The organism is Shewanella sp. Pdp11 (assembly GCF_002838165.1).
GTDB lineage: Bacteria > Pseudomonadota > Gammaproteobacteria > Enterobacterales > Shewanellaceae > Shewanella > Shewanella hafniensis.
This window is the reverse complement of the sequence record NZ_CP015194.1, coordinates 2,922,149-2,940,108: the sequence shown is the minus strand read 5'-3', so window position 1 is coordinate 2,940,108 and position 17,960 is coordinate 2,922,149. Positions and strand designations below refer to the sequence as shown.

Genomic DNA, 17,960 nt, shown 5'->3' with positions numbered 1-17,960 from the left:
GGCTTATAGTCTCCCTGTACTTTTTGGATAGGCTTGCGGATATTTCTTGATATGTTCTTTAAGCTCGGCAAGTTGCTTTTTCAGCACTGGCGTCGGCTTGTCGTATACATCTTCAATAATTTCATCCAGCATAGGCACAGGAATTTTTTCAGCCACTTTTACCGCAGCCAATACTTCTTCACGATATTTCTCATGCAGTTTCACATCATCCGCTTCAGCCAACCAACCTTTGTTGATAAGCCATAATTTGAAGCGTTTAACCGGATCGTGTTGCTGCCACTTGGCTTCTTCATCTTTCGAGCGATAACCAGAGGGATCGTCTGAAGATGAATGCGCGCCGAGACGGTAAGTCATGGCTTCAATCAGCACAGGCGCATTATGCTCAATCGCATAGGCACGGGCTTGCTGGGTTGCCGCTAACACGGCCAACATGTCATTGCCGTCAACACGAATAGTGTGCATGCCATAACCCACACCGCGACTCGCAATACCGTTACCGGCAAACTGCTCTTCGGTGGGAGTTGAAATGGCGTAGCCATTGTTACGGCAGAAGAAAATCACTGGGCATTTCAGTACCGCGGCCATGTTTAGACCGGCATGAAAATCCCCTTCTGATGCAGCGCCTTCGCCAAAATAACAAACCGCGACTTTGCGCTTACCTTGCATTTTTAAGCTATAGCCCACACCCGTCGCCTGCGGGATTTGTGTCGCAAGGGGTGAAGAAATCGTCTGATAATGCAATGCCGCACTGCCGTAATGGATTGGCATTTGGCGACCTTTACCGAGATCTTTCTCGTTACTGAACATCTGATTCATAAACTGTTCAGTAGTAAATCCGCGATAACGCAGCGCCGCATGCTCGCGATATTGTGCGAGGATCACATCTTCTTGATCGAGTGCGGCCACACTGCCGACAATCGCCGCTTCTTCACCCGTACAGGTCATGTAGAAGCTGATGCGCCCTTGACGCTGGGCGCCAAGCATACGTTCATCAAGTACCCGAGTGAATACACAGGTATCGTAAATTTTAGTGGCTAAGGTTTCATCTATCACAGGCAAAACCGCGGTTTCATAAGTGGTGCCGTCGGCTTGTAGAATTCGAAGGATAGGAATGTGTAGCGATGCCTTATCCAAGAAGCCGACACGGTGCACTGTATCAGTGTTGAGTGTTGCTTTGCTCATATTGTGCTCTTGTTATCTCATTACGCACCAAAGCGTTTTGATGCGTCTGTTTATACGAATATGCCCGACGAACATTACGTTAACGTAAACTACCTATCAACCATTGGCATAGCTCAAACCACAAGTTATCCCTGCCTCGCATGTATATATTGCTTTACAAGCCTAACGCACGTCCGCATTCACCGCAGGGATCAGGCAAATCACAGTGCGATTGCCAATAGGCACTTTGGCATTAGGGAACACGACAGACTCAAACTCATGTTCCACTTTAATTTCTTGCCCACCTTCCCGCGCTAATACAAAGCCCTTCGGGAAAGATCTGAAGTTTTCGACATCGGTGGCGAAGGTAAATTCAAAATCATCGAAATGTTTATTGATGACGCGGCACACTTGGTACAAGTTAACCTTATCGGCATCAAATGCATCTAGCTCCAACGGTTTAGCGGTGATCAAGCGCATAAACATTTCATGGGTGGCGATAAAACGCGTCATGTCGTTCTGCCCCATCGGAAACACTTTGCCAAGCTCAATGGTAAAGGCATCGGCGCCGTAACGTTCAGAGGAAAAATAGCTAAAGGTCGTGGTCGGTTCGTGGTGAAAAAGAACCGTATCGACGCCGCTAGCGGCTAAAAACATAATTTGCTCGCCGCTAAAGGCGCGCCCAGGACGATAGGGATAGATAGCGAACTTTTCATGCTTCGAGGCGCGCATCGCCGTGTGCAGATCATAATGAATGCGCTGACGACCATCGGCAACCGCGGTATAAAAACGATCGACATAGGCTTCGAGTTTTTTGGCGCGCACTCGCTCAGGATTGACTAATCCCGGAGGATTGGAATGCTCACCACTAAAGAGACGATTCATGTTCTCATCAATAATCCGCGTGCCGTTATTAATCGCTAATGGGTTACCAATCAGGAATAAAGTGCGCTGCTTTGCGATGATTTTTTGCTGTAAAAGCTGCTTAATTAAGCTATTGCAGAGTTCAATAGGCGCGGTCTCGTTACCATGAACACCGCAAGATAGGACAACATCTTTTCCTTCATTCTCGGCGGGCTCAAAAACGATAACGCCGGTATCCCAGACTTCAACTTGGGTATGGTCGCCTAAGCTAAATGTAAACTCGCCATCGAACTGTTCAGGATGGGCTAAGGTGAGCGCTAAAAAATCCTTTGAATCTAACAGAGCTTGTAACACAGAATTCTCCTTATAATGGTGTGTAACAGTAACGGCGCAATAGCATCAGTGCAGATAGCCATAACCACTCAAGCATTCATCTCAACGCGGTTAGTCTCACTCGCACCTTAAAAAGCGGCTTCAATACTAACACATGTTTTTAGTGCTGTTCTCAGACATTTATCGCCATAGGACCCAGTTTTGAACGGAATAAGATCAACGCGGCGCTTTGCTACGGCGAGTGTAAATTTTCCATCACCTTATCGAAAATTCATCCTGCATAAATATTCCTGCTAGAGGCTTGCTTTTGCGCGCGAGTTTTATCACAATCCTTAGCCATCTAGACTTCTATTGGATTTAATTATGGCGTTAGCAACCTTTGGTGCCGGCTGTTTCTGGGGCGTAGAGTATTTTTTTAGACAAGTGAACGGCGTATTGAATGCCACCTGCGGTTACATGGGCGGCAATAATAGCGCGACCACCTATGAAGAAGTCAAAAAAGGCAAAACTGGCCACGCCGAAGTGGTACAAGTGGAATTTGACCCTGCCCTGGTCAGTTATGAAGACTTGCTCGAGGTATTTTGGAAAAACCACAATCCAACCAGTCTGAACATGCAAGGTGGAGATATAGGCACTCAATACCGCAGTACCATTTTCTTCCACGACCGTGAGCAAAAAGCGGCCGCAGAAGCCTCAAAGTTAGCTTTTGCCCGCTCGGGCCGTTGGGGATTACGCCATATCGTGACTGAAATTGTGCCATTACAACAGTTCCATGTGGCAGAGGAATATCACCAAAATTACATCGATAAGAATAACTTACCGAGTTGTCATATCGAGTACTAAATACGGTCAAATCAGCATGAGAAAATACTCATAACTGACATTAGCCACAAACAAAAACGCACTCAAAACTGAGTGCGTTTTTTTTGATACTTTATAAACCTACTGCTGCATTAAGCGTTCAGCGCCTTATCAATTAATGCCTGCGCATCTTTGATAATCTCAGCTAGATGCTGCTCACTGATAAAACTCTCGCCATAAATCTTAAATAACGCTTCCGTGCCCGATGGACGCGCCGCAAACCAACCATTCGCCGTAGTCACTTTAATGCCACCAATGGCAGCATTATTGCCCGGTGCATGAGTTAACACGTTTTCGATTGCCTCACCCGCAAGCACTGTGGCATTTAAGGTTTCAGCATTTAATAACGCAAATTTGGCCTTGTTTTCAAGACTGATTGGGCTATCGATACGCTTGTAAAAGCTTTGGCCAAATTGTTTTACTAGCTCTTGATGGCGTTGACCTGGAGTTTTACCTGTCACCGCAAGAATTTCTGCGGCAAGTAACCCTAGAATAAAGCCGTCTTTATCCGTGCACCACGTTGTCCCATCACGGCGTAAAAATGCCGCGCCAGCGCTCTCTTCACCGCCAAAGGCGATGGTGGCTTCAGCTAAACCATCAACAAACCACTTAAAACCCACAGGCACTTCGAGTAACTTTTTGCCATGGAAAGCACAGATTTTATCGATAAGCGCACTCGATACTAAGGTTTTACCTATGGCTAAGGTATCGCTCCAATCCGGTCTGTGCGTCAGTAAATAATCGATAGCGACCGCAAGGTAGTGATTAGGGTCCATCAAGCCTGTACCAGGGCAGACAATGCCGTGGCGGTCATAGTCAGGATCGTTACCAAGGCATAAATCAAAGGATTCTTTATGGGCGAGTAACCCAGCCATCGCATAGGGAGACGAGCAATCCATGCGGATTTTGCCGTCTTTATCCAGCGGCATAAAGCTAAAGCTTGGGTCAACTTTATCATTGACTAAGGTGATATCGAGCCCATAACGCGCGGCAATCGGTGCCCAGTAGAAAATCCCTGAACCACCGAGCGGGTCAACACCGATACGCAGCTTAGCGTTGGCAATCGCCTGCATATCGATAACATTTTCTAAATCAGCCACATAGGGCGTTACCAAATCAATGGCGTTGACATAGCCTGAGGCCAGCGCTTCGGCATACGCTAATTTTTGCACGCCAGCTAACGCTTGGCGTAAGTAATCATTGGCAAGCGACTCAATCCAAGCCGTGATATTACCTTCGGCCGGTCCACCATGGGGTGGATTGTATTTGATCCCGCCATCTTGAGGCGGATTGTGGGAAGGCGTGATAATCAAACCATCGGAAAGAGGCGCACCTGTGATATTTGCTTCGCGATTGGCGCAAATCACTCCATGGGACACCACAGGCGTTGGCGTGAAACCATCATTCTGCTGGATATGCACAGTGACTTTATTTGCCGCCAGCACTTCTATGGCCGATAAATAAGCGGCGTAGGATAACGCATGGGTGTCAATCCCGAGGATCAACGGCCCATTGATATTCACCGATTGGCGATAATCCACCACAGCTTGGGTAATCGCCCAAATGTGTTGTTGGTTAAAACTGCCATTAAAAGCGCAGCCTCTGTGCCCAGAAGTGCCAAAGGTAACGCGTTGTTGTACGTCATCCATATTTGGCGTGATGCTGTAATAATGGCTCATCAGTTTTGGAATATTGACCAGATCCGTCTGATTAGCGATTTGTCCTGCCCTTTGATGTATTGCCACCTATGGCTCTCCTGCACTCAATTACAATTAGAAAATGTAGATAAATATGGTAATAACTTAGCTCACCCGCGGATTAAACGCGCTCGGCTATGCCAGCTGCAACCGTTGCATCACAGCCAAATTGCACTAAGACTTCGGATAAAATGGTGCGTTTCTTGGCGGTATTGTTATTGCTCGTCACCCAAAAACCACTGGTACCGATTTCTTTAGGATTCGCCGAGGCACTTGCTTCCAGTAATTGCTCTTTCGAACGGGCAAAATACAAACGATCGCGCCCTTGGATCTGCAAAATTTGTGAGAATTGCTCTGGGGCTAATTGATACAAACTTTCGAGCAAAAAGAGGAAACGCCCAACTGCGCCTTTTTGTTGCGATAACAGATGTTCATCGGCTAAACGACTAAAATCATTCACAGCAGGTGCAGTTTGCACTACGGCAGCTTGAATTGGTTCAACCTCTAAACTTGGTTGGCTTATCGCCAAAGGCTGAGGTGGTTCGACCGCATCGACGGACAGGCCGAGTAATCGACGAAGAATGTCAGAGGCGCTCTCACCAATACGTTCTGTTTTGCTGGCAATATGACGATAGAGCTCTTCATCAACTTCGATATATTTCATAACCTTAATTATCCTTTGTTATTCGACAGGCTTAACCGAAAAAAGTGTACCACAGCGATCGGGGCAGATCATTGCGATCGGTTAACAGTGTATCCATGTCTATCAATCTGATAAAGCGTCATTATTCTAAAAATGCGTGAAATAGCACAGCAAACTAGCAGATAACCGGCAATTGTCGAAAAAGCGCCCAAGTTAATTGCCGCATATACGCTAAAGTAGCAACTGACTTGTCAAGCCAACGGCATTAAGGGCACAATTCGCGCCACGTTAAGCTAAACATATCCAACAGGAATCACCATGAACTTTGTTTCTACAGGCCAAGGACCCGCTGTACTCTTGATCCACGGCTTGTTCGGCAACCTAGATAACCTCAAAGGCCTAGGACAAGTATTAGAAAGCCAGTATCAGGTTATTCGTGTCGATGTGCCCAATCATGGTTTAAGTGAGCATTGGGATGAGATGGATTACCCTCGCCTCGCCACTGCCATGGTTGCATTACTCGACGAACTGGCTATTGAACGCGCCCATATTGTGGGTCACTCCATGGGCGGTAAAATCGCCATGGCGACGGCGTTAGCTCATCCAGAGCGCATTATCAGCATGGTGGCAGCAGATATCGCCCCGGTCGCCTATGAGCCAAGACATGAGTTAGTTTTTGCCGCATTAGCAAGTCTGCCCTTAGAAGGTCATACCGACAGACGGTTTGCCCTAAACCACTTGATTGACAAAGGTATCGACGAAGCCACGGCGCAGTTTTTACTCAAAAACCTGCAACGTACCGACACAGGCTTTCGTTGGAAGCTGAACTTAAGTGGCCTAAAGGCTTGTTATCCTAATATTATTGGCTGGCAAAATCAGACGCCAAATCCAGTACAAAGCTATGCTGGACCAAGTCTATTTATTCGCGGCGGTGACTCGAATTATGTTACGAGTGAACACAGAAGCGCTATCATGACGCAATTCCCTGCGGCGCAAGCGAAAACCCTCGAAGGTTGCGGTCATTGGTTACATGCACAAAAACCCGCCATCTTTAATCGAATTGTGTCTGAATTTATTGACAAACAAGCAATGTAAATCAGCAGCAAACTCGACCTAAAGCATATGGCAGCCGCCATCTTGATGTGATATATTCGCGCCTCTTTTGGCCTTAGAACACTCTCGAGGACTAAGAAAGTATGTTATCTCAGTACATGGAACAAATTGAAACCATCGGCCTGAACCTGTTTTTTGCCTCGATATTTTTCTTTATCGGCATGGCCATCCACGATGTGCTTAAACAAGGTAACGTGCCGAAATTTGGTCGATTTATTGTTTGGTTAGTGTTATTTCTCGGCTGCGCCGGGTTTATTGTAAAAGGTATTATCCAGATCACTTGGGAAGGCTCAGGGATCGGTTAACAATAAGAACATGGCAAAAGAAGCGACAGACAGAACCACCATTGACCTTTTTGCCAATGAAAAGCGCCGGGGCCGCCCACGAAGTAATCCTTTGTCCCGTAGCCAGCAGCTTAAGGTCAACAAACGCAATCAAATCCAGCGCGATAAAGCCAACGGATTAAAGCGAATAGAGTTAAAGGTGTCACAAGATTTGTATGACGCCTTGAATGAGCAGGCATTGGCCAGTAACATCAGCCGTAGCCAGTTAATCGAATTAATTCTTCAGCAACAAGTTGAATGCTGAACGAGTACCAGCAAGATTAACCTAATAAGTGAACTAGACATTAAAGGATAGACAATGGCAACTGTAGGTCTTTTTTTCGGTAGCGACACAGGTAACACCGAAGCTGTAGCCAAAATGATCCAGAAAAAACTGGGTAAAAAAATGGTTGAGGTGAAAGATATCGCCAAAAGTACCAAAGAACAGATTGCAGAGTATGACTTGCTGCTGTTCGGCATCCCGACCTGGTATTACGGTGAAGCGCAATGTGACTGGGATGATTTCTTCCCTGAATTAGAGCAAATTGATTTTACTGACAAACTTGTCGCTATTTTTGGTTGTGGTGATCAAGAAGACTACGCTGAGTATTTCCTCGATGCCATGGGCATGGTTGGCGATATTGTTCAAGCCCGTGGTGGTATCATCATTGGTCACTGGCCAACTGCGAGCTACAACTTCGAAGCCTCTAAGGGTCAAGTCGATGACGACCACTTTATTGGCTTAGGTATCGATGAAGATCGTCAGCCAGAACTGACCGAAGAGCGTGTCGATGCTTGGGTTAAGCAAATTTACGAAGAAATGTGCTTAGCAGAATTAGAAGACTAATTGGGCTAACCATTTGATTAAAGCGGCCTTAACGCCGCTTTTTTTATGCTTATATTTTTACTTATTGCAACTATCTACTTGTTGTAACTAAGAATAACGACATATCACACTCATGACCAATACACCCCGCTCCACCCATTGGGATATCTTTTGCACTGTCGTCGATAACTATGGCGATATTGGTGTCACTTGGCGTTTAGCCAAACAAATGGTTAATGAGTACCAGATTCCCGTTAATTTGTGGGTCGACGACCTCGCAAGCTTCTCCCATATTTTACCGACACTCGATCCACTAAAAGCCACTCAAAGCTTCAATGATGTGAATATTATTCATTGGACTAAGCCTTTACCCATAGCGTTTGTCGCAGGAGCAGTGCTCATCGAAGCCTTTGCCTGTGAATTACCCGAACAGGTAAAAGAACAGTTGGTTTATTTACATCAACACGATCCCAAATCTGTACCTGTCTGGCTGAATTTAGAGTATTTAAGCGCTGAGGATTGGGTCGAAGGCTGCCATGGTTTACCTTCATTACAAGCCAATGGTTTGAAGAAGTATTTTTACTTCCCAGGCTTTGGCGCCAAAACGGGTGGACTCATTTGCGAGCAAAATTTGTTTGCAGAGCGTGATGCTTGGCAAGCTGATACTGCCAATAAATTACAGCTTTTTAGTCAGCTAGGTCTTAAAAGGATTGAGGCTCAAGATACTGTGATTAGCATCTTTAGCTATGAGACCGAGACACTGCCCGCATTATGCGAGTTATGGCAGCAATCGGCCGAGAAAATCCATGCGCTTATTCCCAAGGGGCGTAGCTTAAACAGTCTGACGCATTTACTGCCCTGTGACATTGCCGCGCTCGTTCCGGGTCAACAGATAAATCATGGCAATTTGACTCTGCACATTTTGCCTATGACAGATCAACAAGGCTTTGATCGCCTGCTCTGGAGCTGTGATTTTAATATTGTGCGCGGCGAAGATTCCTTTTTACGCGCTCAATGGGCCGCAAAACCCTTCATTTGGCACATTTATCCCCAAGAAGATGATTATCATCTCGTAAAATTAGAAGCTTTTCTCAAACTTTACTGCGATAATCTGCCACCTAAAATTGCTTGTTATTGGTCTGAATTGAATCTTGCGTTCAACCAAGCTCAGCAATCTGCCGTGAGCCTTCACTGGCAAAACCTTAATCCTGTTAATTTGCCCTTGTTGCACCATGCTAAACAATGGCCAATTAATGCATTAAATGCTGCAGATCTCGCTACTCGACTAGTTCAGTTCGTTAAAAACAGCTAAGATACTGCGCGAAAACAGAAAAATCTAAATATAGGAAATAGTGTAATGAAAACTGCTCATGAAATCCGTCCTGGTAACGTGATCATGTTAGATGGCAGCCCATGGGTTGTGCAGAAAACTGAAACAACTCGTTCTGGCCGTAACGCTGCTATCGTTAAGTTAAAGTTGAAAAACTTACTGCTTAACTCTGGTACTGAAACGACTTTCAAAGGTGAAGATAAGTTAGAAGACATCATCCTAGATCGTCTTGATTGTACTTATTCTTACTTTGCTGATCCTATGTTTGTATTCATGGATGCAGAATACAACCAATACGACGTAGAAGCTGAAAACTTAGGTGATGCAGCGGCTTATATCGTTGACGGTATGGAAGAAACTTGCCAAGTGACTTTCTACGATGGCAAAGCTATCTCTGTTGAAATGCCAACTACTATCGTACGTGAAGTAACCTACACTGAGCCTTCAGCGCGTGGCGATACTTCAGGTAAAGTAATGAAGCCTGCGACTATCACTGGCGGCGGCACAGTCAGTGTTGCTGACTTCGTGAAAGTTGGCGACAAGATCGAAATCGACACTCGTACTGGCGAATTCAAGAAGCGCGTTTAATCGCCCTTCTCGTTTCCAGACGAAGAAAAGCCAGTGCATGCACTGGCTTTTTTGTCGCAGTTTTTTAGTCGTGTGATTTGTGGGATGTATTTGTGGGATGTCAGTCACTCAAGGGATAAAGCGTTATCCAGCAACATCCCCTCAGAAAATAAGCACTAACATTGCGGCCCTAAAAAACGTCGCTCCCAAGCCCCTATCTCACTCAAATAACTTTGAAACTCGATTTCCTTCACCGACACAAACCCCGTGACAAAATCATCCCCGAGTAAGCGCCTTGCCGAATCACTTTGGCGCATTTGCGTTAATGCAGCGAGAAATGTCTGCGCTAAGTCATGGCTGCTCTCATAAGCACTACCGGTTTCTGGCGCGCTTGGGGATAGTTTTTCTTCCATTCCCGCAAGTCCCGCAGCCAAAGATGCCGCAATCATCAGATACGGATTAGCATCGGCGCCCGCAATACGATTCTCTACCCGTCTCGCCACTGGCGCACTCAATGGCACACGTAAGCCAGTGGTGCGGTTATCAACGCCCCAGCTTAAATTAATCGGCGCTTGGCTACCGGAAATGTAACGTCGGAATGAATTGATATTAGGTGCAAATAACAACATTAAATCAGGTAGATATTTCTGTAATCCGCCGATGTAATGGTGAAAACGTTCAGTGTCGCTACCATCTGCATGGCTGAAAATATTATTGCCTTTATCATCGACGACACTTTGATGTAAATGCATAGAACTGCCGGGTTGGCCAGCTATGGGTTTCGCCATAAAAATTGCGTTCAAGCCATGTTTAATGGCGATTTCTTTCGCCGCGTATTTAAACATAAAAGCTTGATCTGCTAAGGCCAGCGGATCGCCATGCACTAAGTTAATTTCATATTGCGATAGCCCCATCTCATGGATCCAAGTATCTCCTTTAATCCCAATCGCATCGATAGCGGCATTAAACTCATCCCAAAATGGCGCGAGTTCATTGAGCATATTCATACTAAACGCAGATTGACCGTTTTCAGCTCGGCCACTTTTTGAAATGGGCGCCTGATACGGCACACTCGGATCGGTATTCGCCTCCGTAAGATAAAACTCAATCTCAGGGGCCACCACGGGCGTTAACCCCAAGGCTTGGTAACGGGCCAACACATTCTTTAAAATGGAGCGCGGCGCAAATGGACATAAATGACCATCGAGCAGCACACAGTCATGGATGGCAAATGCACGCGGCACTGTGCTCCACGGGATCATTTTTAATGTACTGTAATCGGGGACTAATAGGAGATCAGGGTCGGCATCAGGGAAAATAGGATCGTAGGAATATTCCCCAGTAATCGCCTGCATCGAAATCGCTTGGGCAATACGTAACTCAGCCCCCTGAGCAAAGCTTCGGGCTGGCATAAGCTTCCCCCTTGGATAGCCTGAGATATCGGGGAATAAACATTCGACATCACGTATTGTGCCGTGCTTGAAAAACTCAGTAAGAAGGGTTGAGTCCATTTGATTCGTTTGCCACTAATGTTGAAAATAACACCATGAAGGATGCAAAGTATAATCAGGCTTTGATTTGAAAAGCTACATGGCAATGATGAAATATGTAAAATATAAATGACAATTCCGTAAAATATAATTTGACATCGTCTAAAGTTTTCCCTTCAAGAGTGAAATCGCCTTCAACCTAGTTCAAGCCTAATCACTTTGCCTCATTATTGATTCACTTTAGCCGCCTAACCCTATAACGGCAGACATAAAAAAACCAGCCGCAGCTGGTTTCTTATATTAATGGTGACTGGTTCGACAGTGGCCTAGGCTATGCAATCACAATAAAGCCTATAAATGCGATTACTGCTGCAATAAGCGCGTAAGGTAACTGAGTCACTGCATGGCTTACTAAGTTACAACCTGAGCCTTGGGCGGCCAATACGGTTGAATCTGAGTAGAAGCACGCTTGGCTACCAAATGATGATGCTGACAACAAGGCACCAATCACTAATGGGATATCCGCACCCACCGATTGCGCTAATGGCATCACGATAGGAATAGTTACCGCAAAAATGCCCCAGCTCGAACCTGTGGCAAACGCGAGGATCGCCATAGATAAAAACACCACTGCAGGCAGCAATTTAGGCGTCATAAACGGGCTTAAAGATTCAATCACGTACTGCGGCAGTAATAACTGATCGCACACATCCTTAAACACAAACGCCGCAATCACAGTGCTAATCGCCGGTAGCATGCTCTTAAAACCATCGATCATCTGATCCATCATCTCGGATAACGGCATTAAACGTTGCACCGCATAATAAGGAATCGTGATCACTAAGGTCGCCAGCAGGCCTTTCCACACATCGATATCAAAGTACACGGTAAAGGCCACTAACAAACAAATCGGCACTAAAAAGTTATGCAGCTTGCCATGATTATCGGCGTGCTTAAATTCCTCTTCGATGGCTTTAACCGCATATTCATCCGAGGTTTGCACTTGGTCGAAATCCACTTGGGCTTCTGCTGGTTCGCCTTGGGCAGCGCGCAGCTGCGCAGTCTTCATCGGACCAATGGCAGGCACTATGCCGAGTGCCACAAGCAGCACCATAGCCACGGCTAACCAAGCATAAAGCATGTAAGGAATCGCTTGCATATAAACAGCAATGCCCTGACCTTCTGCTGCCACACCGTTATCGACCAATAACCCACCAAAGAATACAGCCCAGGTCGATAATGGCACTAACACGCACACAGGCGCGGCAGTGGAATCTACAACATAGGCGAGCATCTCACGGGACACTTTAAACTTATCCGTTACACGCTTCATGGTTTCACCCACGGTCAGCGCATTGAGATAATCATCGATGAAAATCACGATCCCAAGAATAAAGGTCATCAATAGGGACGATTTGGGTCCCTTAGCAAATCTCAGTGCATTACGACCAAACGCTAATGCACCGCCGGTGCGGACCAAAAGCGCGATCAGCGCACCAAAACCACCACACACCAAAATCAACCAACCTATGGTTTCATCGGCCATGACCTTCAATGACACACTGGCAAAATTGTTTAAGACTTGACTGGGATCGAGTAACAGGAAACCGGTTACCGCACCTATGATCAGAGATAAAATGGGACGGCGTAACCAAATAGCTAACACCAATACCACCAAAGGTGGGATGAGACTTAACGCTGTCGGTTCAGACATGCACTTAGGTCCTCTAAATAAATCGCCTAAAAGGCAAATGGTTTTAGAATAACGTCTGAAATCAACATGATTTAGAACGTCAACACAGCTGCTTCATGATGACTAACCCTGAAGATAAAACCCGCGAATTGCTTGCTATCTGAGGTGCCTTGCCAAAAACATCGCGCAGAAAATAAAGCGCATCGAATATTGAGTCAACTATAAATTTAACTTGATAGAAAATAATTTTAACGGTCGCTGACAAAATCAACATAAAACTATAATTTTAAAGCATTTTAACTCACTCGCAACGAAACCGTGAATGATCCTACTAGCTTAATAAGCATTCAATAAATATGCCTATTTATCACAAGGTCATATACAGTTTGCATAAGTTGATCTTATCGAGGAACTGTGATTAAAAATCAATCATTAAGCTTTTGCTAAAATACAATTTTCCCCGACTAAGATTTATAGGACGAACAAAGGAAACGAAATAACCGTCAACCACTGAAAATGCATTTCTGTTAAGCGTGATTATTTTCTTCTTACATCTAAAAAACACGTAAAGCAGGTTTTATTTACCACCATCGACAGTCTAACGTTCTTTAAAGCATGCAAAAGTCAGAATATAAAACTTGTTCTTATTTCATTAATTGACTGTTAAAGCATATTTAACTAAGTAGTATTTATAAAAAAAGTCCTATTCTGTGCAGTTCCCCCCTTTCATCTACAGTGAAATTTCGTTATGGTGCGCTAACTTAAGCCAAAACTTTATGCATGTTCCGAGGTGTAAATGCGCCCTATCATCAAATCCAACAAGCTAGATAGCGTTTGCTATGACATCCGCGGCCCAGTGCACAAGGAAGCCAGACGTTTAGAAGACGAGGGTCATCGGATCCTCAAACTTAACATTGGTAATCCGGCCCCCTTCGGTTTCGAAGCGCCTGAAGAAATTGTGCGCGATGTGATCCTTAATTTACCCAGTGCCCAAGGCTACTGTGAGTCAAAAGGATTATTCTCTGCCCGCAAGGCCATAGTGCAGCATTATCAAGCCCAAGGGATTTTTGGTGTCGATATCGAAGATATCTATATAGGCAACGGCGTCTCAGAACTCATTATGATGGCGATGCAAGGTCTGCTCAACACGGATGATGAAATTTTAATCCCCTCGCCTGACTATCCACTGTGGACGGCGGCGGCCAACCTCGCTGGCGGCAAAGCCGTGCATTATCGTTGTGATGAAGAAGCGGACTGGTTCCCCGATCTCAACGACATTAAAAGCAAAATTTCATCGCGTACCCGCGGTATTGTACTGATCAACCCGAACAATCCTACGGGCGCGGTTTACAGCAAAGAATTACTGCTGCAAGTGGTTGAACTTTGCCGTGAACACAGCTTGATTTTATTTGCCGATGAAATTTACGACAAAATTTTGTATGACGAAGCCAAGCATGTTCCTGCGGCTAGTCTTTCTGATGATATTTTAACTGTTACCTTCAATGGGTTATCAAAGGCTTATCGCGCAGCGGGCTTTCGTGTCGGTTGGATGATGTTGTCTGGCAATCTTAAGGCCGCGAAGAGCTATATCGAAGGTTTAGAGATGCTCTCTTCGATGCGCCTGTGTGCAAACGTGCCCAATCAACATGCGATTCAAACTGCGCTCGGTGGCTATCAAAGTATTAACGAGCTGATTTTACCTAATGGCCGTTTGACCGTTCAACGGGATGCCTGCTACGAATTGCTTAACCAAATCCCGGGCGTGAGCGTTAAAAAACCTAAAGGCGCACTCTATGCTTTCCCTAAACTGGATATGAAAAAATTCAATCTACGGGATGATGAGCGCTTAGTGCTGGATTTACTCAGAGAAAAGAAAATCCTGTTAGTGCACGGCACAGCCTTTAATTGGCCAGAGCCTGACCATCTTCGAGTGGTTTTCTTACCCTATAAAGAAGATCTGAAAAAAGCATTTACCGAGTTTGGGGCATTCCTCGAAAACTATCGACAGTAGGTTTAGCCTCAGTTAACGGTTTGAGTCATAAAGCGATCCGAGTGGTCGCTTTATTTTTACTGATTTGTACAAAACCTCCCGCTCATGCTCACGTGTCATCCAAGGCTGTGATAATCTAACACTTCATTAGCGTCAATACTGCTTATTCAACTCGTGTCACGTCTTCCATTGCAGCTTGTCGCCTTTTATTCACTCATTAGCAGGTAAACCATAAGTTATATACTTGGTCACTTTTACAGGAAAACTATGAGTCACTTATTTGCCCATTTAGCTCGAATGAAACTTATCCAGCGCTGGCCTTTGATGTACAACGTTCGCACTGAAAATGTTCAAGAACACTCCCTGCAAGTTGCCATGGTGGCCCATGCACTGGTGATCATCAGTAATAAGAAATTCGGCACGACGCTCGATCCCCATCAAGCCACCAGTTTGGCGATTTTTCACGATGCCAGTGAAATTCTCACGGGTGACTTACCGACGCCGGTGAAATACTTCAACAAAGAAATCGAAGCCGAGTATAAAAAGATTGAGGCGATTGCCGAGCAGCGCATGTTAGATATGGTACCTGAGGAATTTAAAGAGGATTATCGCAGTCTGTTCATCAGCGATTACGCCGATCCCGTTTACAAGACCATAGTGAAATCGGCTGATACTCTGTGTGCCTATCTTAAATGCCTTGAGGAAAACCGCGCCGGCAACAGTGAGTTCAATACCGCCCGTAAGCGCCTCGAAGACATGTTGGCGACAAATCCTGACCCCGCCGTACAGTATTTTATGAACTGCTTTGTGCCCAGTTTCACCTTGAATTTAGACGAAATTAACAAGATGCTTTGATTTTCCACTCTCGCTAGGAATGCATATGACTTCAAGTGTTTGGCAAGAACGCCGTCATGGTGAAGATAAACAACGGCGTAACGATCACCGCAGCCCTTACCAAAGAGACAGGGCGCGTATTCTCCACTCGGCCGCCTTTCGCCGCCTCCAGGCCAAAACGCAAGTGCTCGGCGTTGGCATGAATGACTTCTATCGCACTCGATTAACCCACTCACTCGAAGTCTCGCAAATTGGCACTGGCATAGCCGCGCAGCTCAGACGCAAATATCCACAGCATAAGCAGCTGCTTTGCTCTATGAGCTTATTAGAGTCCCTGTGTTTAGCCCACGATATTGGTCATCCACCCTTCGGTCACGGCGGCGAAGTCGCATTGAATTACATGATGCGCGACCACGGCGGTTTTGAAGGTAATGGCCAAACTTTTCGTATTTTATCGAAACTTGAGCCTTACACCTTAGATTTTGGGATGAACTTGTGTCGGCGTACCATGCTGGGGATTTTGAAATACCCCGCGCCGCACTCGCAGCTGTTTGTCGCGGGCGAGCATAACGATATCAGCAACCATAGACAGCTCAAACCGTCACAATGGCCGCCGGTTAAGGGCATTTTCGACGATGATAACGACATCTTCGCTTGGGTGCTTGAGCCTTTGTCTGAGGCAGACCGCAGTCGTTTTACCTCGACGCAGCAAGGTTCACACCCCGCCCTGCACCACTATCCGCATTTGCGAACCCAGTTTAAATCCTTCGATTGCTCGATTATGGAACTGGCAGATGATATCGCCTATGCGGTGCACGATCTCGAAGATGCGATTGTGATGGGCATAGTCACAGCATCCCAGTGGCATCAGGATGTGGCGCCAACACTCACAAACAGCGGCGATGCATGGATACGACAAGAGCTTGCCGATATTGGCAATAAGCTGTTCTCCCATGAGCATCACCTGCGTAAAGATGCTATAGGCACACTCGTTAATGGCTTTGTCACCGCGATTATTATCTCAGAAGATGACGTGTTTGAAGAACCATTATTGCGCTTTAATGCGACCTTAGAGCCCGAATTTGCCATTGCGCTCAATGTACTCAAGCAACTGGTTTATAACTATGTGATCCGTAAACCTGAGATCCAAATGCTCGAATATAAAGGCCAGCAGATTGTGATGGGCTTATTCGAAGCCTTCGCTTCCGATCCTGAACGTTTACTGCCACTGAACACCCAAGAGCGCTGGCGCGAAAGCGAGCAACAAGGCTTAAACAGTCACAGAGTATTGGCGGACTATATTTCAGGGATGACAGATGAGTTCGCGGGGCGACTGTATCAACAGTTATTTAGCCCTAAAGCGGGTTCGAATGTGGAACTGAGCAAGGAAATGTAGGCAAGCGATCATTTCGCAGCCCGGCTTTCTATAAAGCCAGACTGTTTGTAAATGTGCGAATTTCTATAAAAGCTAGACTTTCTATAGCGTCACCTATCACAGACATTCTTTATCAAAGGCTAAAGATGAAAGACAAAAAACCACCTCGCGGTGGTTTTTTGTCACTATTTCAAACTCGATTTATAAAGCGCCAATGGCATCTTTACAAAGTTGAGTGATACGATCCCAATCGCCGTGTTCCATTGCATCCGTTGGCGCAATCCAGCTGCCGCCAATACAATCGACGTTCTTCAGCGCTAAATAATCTTTATAACTGCTTGGCGTAATGCCACCTGTTGGGCAGAAGCGAATATCCGCAAGCGGTCCCGAGAAGGCTTTCAGCGCATCCACACCACCCGAGGCTTCAGCTGGGAAGAATTTAAAGTGGGTGTAACCGAGCGCCATACCCGTCATCACTTCTGAAATACTCGCAACACCAGGGATCAATGGTACAGGACCATGCATACCCGCTTTGAGCAGTTCAACTGTCGCGCCTGGGGTGATAATAAATTGCGCACCAGCAGCAATCGCAAGATCTAGCTGAGCTTCGTTTAAGATAGTACCCGCGCCCACTAAGGCCTCTGGCACTTCTTTGGCGATTTTAGTGATAGCTTCAAGTGCGCAAGGCGTACGCAAAGTCACTTCTAACACGCTAATGCCGCCGGCAACCAGTGCTCGCGCTAATGGCACCGCATGTTCAATCTTGTTAATCACCATCACAGGAACAATAGGGCTGCGTTTAAAAATATCTTGTGGCTGTAGTGACCAGTTATTCTCAAGCATTGCGTTATTCTTCCTTT

At 45.8% G+C, this 17,960-nt stretch carries 17 protein-coding genes; 10 read left to right on the top strand and 7 right to left on the bottom strand.

All coding sequences use genetic code 11. The annotated features are described in order from the left end of the window. Window positions 1–3: 3 nt before the first annotated feature. Complete coding sequence (locus AYJ58_RS12985) at window positions 4–1,182, bottom strand: thiamine pyrophosphate-dependent dehydrogenase E1 component subunit alpha (RefSeq protein ID WP_106650451.1); 1,179 nt, start codon at window positions 1,180–1,182, stop codon at window positions 4–6. 162 nt (window positions 1,183–1,344) lie between these two features. Next, the gene (gene astE, locus AYJ58_RS12980) at window positions 1,345–2,379 is read right to left on the bottom strand and encodes a succinylglutamate desuccinylase (protein WP_106650450.1); all 1,035 of its coding nucleotides are present in this window, start codon (window positions 2,377–2,379) and stop codon (window positions 1,345–1,347) included. Between the two features lie 342 nt (window positions 2,380–2,721). Between astE and msrA the strand changes: the two genes are divergently transcribed. Next, the gene (gene msrA, locus AYJ58_RS12975; protein ID WP_106650449.1) at window positions 2,722–3,201 is read left to right on the top strand and encodes a peptide-methionine (S)-S-oxide reductase MsrA; all 480 of its coding nucleotides are present in this window, start codon (window positions 2,722–2,724) and stop codon (window positions 3,199–3,201) included. A 110-nt stretch (window positions 3,202–3,311) separates the two neighbouring features. Here msrA and pgm read toward each other — a convergent pair whose 3' ends face one another. Further along, window positions 3,312–4,964: a phosphoglucomutase (alpha-D-glucose-1,6-bisphosphate-dependent) gene (gene pgm, locus AYJ58_RS12970; RefSeq protein ID WP_106650448.1), complete on the bottom strand. Its 1,653-nt coding sequence runs from the start codon at window positions 4,962–4,964 to the stop codon at window positions 3,312–3,314. A 73-nt stretch (window positions 4,965–5,037) separates the two neighbouring features. Further along, window positions 5,038–5,580: a replication initiation negative regulator SeqA gene (gene seqA / locus AYJ58_RS12965; RefSeq protein WP_106650447.1), complete on the bottom strand. Its 543-nt coding sequence runs from the start codon at window positions 5,578–5,580 to the stop codon at window positions 5,038–5,040. 297 nt (window positions 5,581–5,877) lie between these two features. On the opposite strand from seqA, the gene AYJ58_RS12960 reads away from it, so the two are divergent. The 6 genes from AYJ58_RS12960 (at window position 5,878) to efp (ending at window position 9,739) form a co-directional block, all read left to right on the top strand. Beyond that, on the top strand, window positions 5,878–6,654 hold the full coding sequence (locus AYJ58_RS12960) for an alpha/beta fold hydrolase (RefSeq protein ID WP_106650446.1): 777 nt from the start codon (window positions 5,878–5,880) through the stop codon (window positions 6,652–6,654). Between the two features lie 101 nt (window positions 6,655–6,755). Then, window positions 6,756–6,977: a DUF2788 domain-containing protein gene (locus AYJ58_RS12955; RefSeq protein WP_006081578.1), complete on the top strand. Its 222-nt coding sequence runs from the start codon at window positions 6,756–6,758 to the stop codon at window positions 6,975–6,977. Window positions 6,978–6,987: 10 nt separating this feature from the next. Further along, entirely contained in the window at window positions 6,988–7,260 is a 273-nt protein-coding gene (gene ybfE, locus AYJ58_RS12950) for a LexA regulated protein (protein WP_006081577.1), read from the top strand. Window positions 7,261–7,314: 54 nt separating this feature from the next. Next, complete coding sequence (gene fldA / locus AYJ58_RS12945; RefSeq protein ID WP_006081576.1) at window positions 7,315–7,842, top strand: flavodoxin FldA; 528 nt, start codon at window positions 7,315–7,317, stop codon at window positions 7,840–7,842. 112 nt (window positions 7,843–7,954) lie between these two features. Continuing rightward, window positions 7,955–9,133, top strand: coding sequence for an elongation factor P maturation arginine rhamnosyltransferase EarP (gene earP, locus AYJ58_RS12940; RefSeq protein ID WP_106650445.1), 1,179 nt, complete (start codon window positions 7,955–7,957; stop codon window positions 9,131–9,133). Between the two features lie 45 nt (window positions 9,134–9,178). Next, window positions 9,179–9,739: an elongation factor P gene (efp, locus tag AYJ58_RS12935; protein ID WP_106650444.1), complete on the top strand. Its 561-nt coding sequence runs from the start codon at window positions 9,179–9,181 to the stop codon at window positions 9,737–9,739. A gap of 155 nt (window positions 9,740–9,894) precedes the next feature. Here efp and AYJ58_RS12930 read toward each other — a convergent pair whose 3' ends face one another. After that, window positions 9,895–11,229, bottom strand: coding sequence for a glutamine synthetase family protein (locus tag AYJ58_RS12930; RefSeq protein WP_106650443.1), 1,335 nt, complete (start codon window positions 11,227–11,229; stop codon window positions 9,895–9,897). A 310-nt stretch (window positions 11,230–11,539) separates the two neighbouring features. Then, a complete protein-coding gene (locus tag AYJ58_RS12925; protein WP_106650442.1) occupies window positions 11,540–12,922 on the bottom strand; it encodes a Na+/H+ antiporter NhaC family protein in 1,383 nt (460 codons plus the stop codon). Window positions 12,923–13,697: 775 nt separating this feature from the next. Here AYJ58_RS12925 and AYJ58_RS12920 point away from each other — a divergent pair. From AYJ58_RS12920 to AYJ58_RS12910, 3 genes are all read left to right on the top strand, one after another. Beyond that, window positions 13,698–14,912: a pyridoxal phosphate-dependent aminotransferase gene (locus AYJ58_RS12920; protein ID WP_106650441.1), complete on the top strand. Its 1,215-nt coding sequence runs from the start codon at window positions 13,698–13,700 to the stop codon at window positions 14,910–14,912. A 246-nt stretch (window positions 14,913–15,158) separates the two neighbouring features. Further along, window positions 15,159–15,746, top strand: coding sequence for a 5'-deoxynucleotidase (gene yfbR / locus AYJ58_RS12915; RefSeq protein ID WP_011839912.1), 588 nt, complete (start codon window positions 15,159–15,161; stop codon window positions 15,744–15,746). A 25-nt stretch (window positions 15,747–15,771) separates the two neighbouring features. Then, window positions 15,772–17,121, top strand: a complete 1,350-nt coding sequence (locus AYJ58_RS12910) for an anti-phage deoxyguanosine triphosphatase (RefSeq protein WP_106650440.1) — start codon at window positions 15,772–15,774, stop codon at window positions 17,119–17,121. A 180-nt stretch (window positions 17,122–17,301) separates the two neighbouring features. Here the strand turns inward: AYJ58_RS12910 and AYJ58_RS12905 are convergent, their stop codons facing one another. Next, complete coding sequence (locus AYJ58_RS12905) at window positions 17,302–17,943, bottom strand: bifunctional 4-hydroxy-2-oxoglutarate aldolase/2-dehydro-3-deoxy-phosphogluconate aldolase (protein ID WP_006081567.1); 642 nt, start codon at window positions 17,941–17,943, stop codon at window positions 17,302–17,304. Between the last annotated feature and the right edge of the window lie 17 nt (window positions 17,944–17,960).